This is a genomic window from Cellulomonas septica, assembly GCF_012396155.1.
GTDB classification, from domain to species: domain Bacteria; phylum Actinomycetota; class Actinomycetes; order Actinomycetales; family Cellulomonadaceae; genus Cellulomonas; species Cellulomonas septica.
Genome location: NZ_JAAXOY010000400.1, coordinates 1 through 3,236 on the forward strand (window position 1 = coordinate 1; position 3,236 = coordinate 3,236).

Annotated in this window: 2 protein-coding genes; both read left to right on the forward strand. The window is 73.4% G+C overall.

Annotated elements, in window-relative coordinates; translation table 11 throughout:
- Nucleotides 1-153: 153 nt before the first annotated feature.
- Entirely contained in the window at nucleotides 154-1,671 is a 1,518-nt protein-coding gene (locus tag HGA02_RS13910) for a GH1 family beta-glucosidase (RefSeq protein ID WP_168679518.1), read from the forward strand.
- Nucleotides 1,672-1,805: 134 nt separating this feature from the next.
- A partial coding sequence (locus tag HGA02_RS13915) for an NAD(P)/FAD-dependent oxidoreductase (protein WP_168679519.1) occupies nucleotides 1,806-3,236 on the forward strand: 1,431 nt, incomplete at its 3' end.

The following is a 3,236-nucleotide window of genomic DNA, read 5'->3' on the forward strand; positions in this document are numbered from 1 at the left end:
GACGCCGTCGCCGCAGCCCACCGGACCGGTCGCGGGGGAGACGTCCGGACCCTGACCCCGATACCGGCGCTCGGCGCCCGGCGGACGGCGCCCGCGACGCGTCGCGACAGGTGTCGCACGGCACCTGGACGACGCGTCGCCGCAGGTGGGAGCATGCGGATCGTGCCCGACCGCACCGTCCGCCGGACGACGTCGGCGTCCGCCTCCCCGGTCTCGCGCCGCGACGTGCTGCGGCTCGGCGGGGGAGCGCTCGCGGCCGCCGCGCTCGCCGCGTGCACGCCCGGCGCTGACGCGCCGTCGCCGACCGTGACCACCACGCCGACCTGGACCCCGCCCGCGACACCCATGCGGCTGCCGGACGGTTTCGTGCTCGGCGCGGCCACGTCGGCGTTCCAGGTCGAGGGCTCGACGACCGCCGACGGCCGCGGCACGTCGATCTGGGACACGTTCGCCGCACAGCCGGGGAACGTCCGCGGCGGTGCGACGGGCGACCCGGCCGCGGACCACTACCGCCGCTGGGAGCAGGACGTCGACCTCATGGCGGACCTCGGGCTCGGCGGTTACCGGTTCTCGGTCGCGTGGCCGCGCGTCCAGCCGACGGGCTCGGGGGCGGTGAACCAGGCGGGCGTCGACTTCTACCGTCGGCTCGTCGACCGGCTGCTCGAGCGCGGCATCGAGCCCGCGGTCACGCTCTACCACTGGGACCTGCCCCAGCCGCTGCAGGACCGCGGGGGCTGGGCGGCGCGCGACACGGCGTCGCGGTTCGCCGACTACGCGGCGGTCGTCGTCGACGCGCTGCCGGACGTCACCGGCCCGTGGCTGACGATCAACGAGCCGAAGACCACCGCCTACGTCGGCTACGGCAGCGGGTACCACGCGCCAGGCGTCAGGGACGTCGACCAGATGGTCGCGGCCGTCCACCACCAGCTGCTGGGCCACGGGCTCGCGGTGCAGGCGCTCCGCGCGTCGGGCGCGTCGGCGCGGGTCGGCATCGCCCTCAACCTGCAGCCCGTCTACCCCGCCGGCGCGGGCGCGGACGACGCGGCCGTACGCGCGGACGCGGTCGAGAACCGCCTCTTCCTCGACCCCGTCCTGGTCGGCGCCTACCCGGACGACGCGATCGGCGACCGGCCCGGTCAGATCCCGGCCGACCCGGCCGTCCTGGACGCGCTCGTGCGCGAGGGCGACCTCGCGACGATCAGCGCCCCGCTCGACGTGCTCGCGATCCAGTACTACGGCGTCACGGGCGTCGACAGCGGCGGGCAGCACGTGCAGCTGTACCCGACGTCGGACGCCCCCTGGCAGCAGGTCCACCCCGAGGGGCTGTACGAGACGCTCGTCCGCGTCCGCGACGACTACCCCGACGCGCCGCCGTTCGTGATCACGGAGAACGGCATCCCCGACCGCACGCCAGAGGGCACGACGGAGGACGCCGAGCGCGTCGCGTTCCTGCGCGCGCACCTCCAGCAGGTGGCCCGGGCGGTCGACGACGGCGTCGACGTGCGGGCGTACTACGCGTGGTCGCTCCTCGACAACGTCGAGTGGGCCGAAGGGCTGGACCAGCGCTGGGGGCTCGTGCACGTCGACTTCGCGTCGCAGGAGCGCACGCCGAAGGCGAGCGCGCGCTGGTACGCCGACGTCGTCGCGCAGCACGCCGTCCCGCCCGGCTGACCGGCGTCGACGCGGCGCCCCAGCCGCCGGGCGGCAGCCCTTGAGACCAGGCTCACAGCCGTTTCCCAGCCCGTGTGCGCAGCATCACCGTCCACCGGACGGCATGGTTCGACGGTGGCGGATACCGTGGAGATATGCCGACTTCTGCCCAGACCCCGGTCGACGCCGCACCCGCGGCCGGTGCGGTCGTCCCCCGTGGCAAGCCCCGCAAGGTCCCGCGCGTCGTGATCCTCGGCGGCGGCTCGGTCGGTCTCACGACCGCCCGCCGTCTGCGCAAGCGACTCGGCAAGCGCGAGGCCGCGATCGTCGTCGTGGACCCGCGCCCGTACATGACGTACGCGCCGTTCCTGCCCGAGGCCGCGGCCGGCTCGATCGACGCGCGCAACGTCGTCGCCCCGCACCGCCGCGCGCTCAAGGGCGTCGACGTGCTGCAGGGCAAGGTGTCGCAGATCCACCACGCCGAGCGCACGGTCGAGATCACGCCCGAGGAGGGCGACCCGTACTGGATCACGTACGACCACCTGGTCGTCGGTCTCGGCTCGGTCGCCCGCACGCTGCCCATCCCCGGCCTCGCGGAGCAGGGCATCGGCTTCAAGAACGTGGAGGAGGCCATCGCGGTCCGCAACCACGTGCTCAACCGGATCGACGTCGCCTCCAGCACGTGGGACCCGGAGCTGCGCAAGCGCATGCTCACGTTCGTCTTCGTCGGCGGCGGGTTCGCCGGCATCGAGGCGCTCGCCGAGGTCGAGGACATGGCGCGCTACTCGGTGCGCCACTACAACCAGATCGAGCAGGAGGAGCTGCGCTTCGTCCTGGTCGAGGGCTCGCCGCGCATCCTCCCCGAGGTCAGCGAGGAGCTCGGCGGCTACACGCTCGAGCAGCTGCGCAAGCGCGACATCGAGATCTTCCTCTCGACGTTCCTCAACTCGTGCGTCGACGGGCACGTCGTGCTCTCGAACGGCCAGGAGTTCGACGCCGAGACGATCATCTGGACCGCGGGCGTCAAGGCCAACCCCGTCCTGCAGCAGTCCGACCTGCCGCTCGACAAGATGGGCCGCGTCACCTGCAACCCCTTCCTCCAGGTCGTCGACGCCGACGGCACGCCCGTCCCCGACGCGTACGCCGCGGGTGACTGCGCGGCCGTGCCCGACCTGTTCAACCCCGGCCAGTTCTGCCCGCCGAACGCGCAGCACGCCGTCCGTGAGGGCAAGCACCTCGGTGACAACCTCGCGCGCGTGCTCCGCTCGGCCGAGCTCACGGAGTACAAGCACAAGAACATCGGCGCCGTCGCGTCCCTCGGCATGTACAAGGGCGTCGCGCAGATGTTCGGCAAGATCAAGGTCCGCGGCGTGCTGGCGTGGTTCCTGCACCGCACGTACCACGTGTACGCGATGCCGACGATCAACCGGAAGCTGCGCATCATGGCCGGCTGGACGGGTTCGATCCTGCTGCGCCGCGAGGTCGTCGCGCTCGGCTCGGTGCACGACCCGCGCGCCGAGTTCCGTGCCGCCGCCGTCCCGCCGAAGCCGCGCGCCGTCGACACGGCCGCGCTGCCGCCGCAGAAG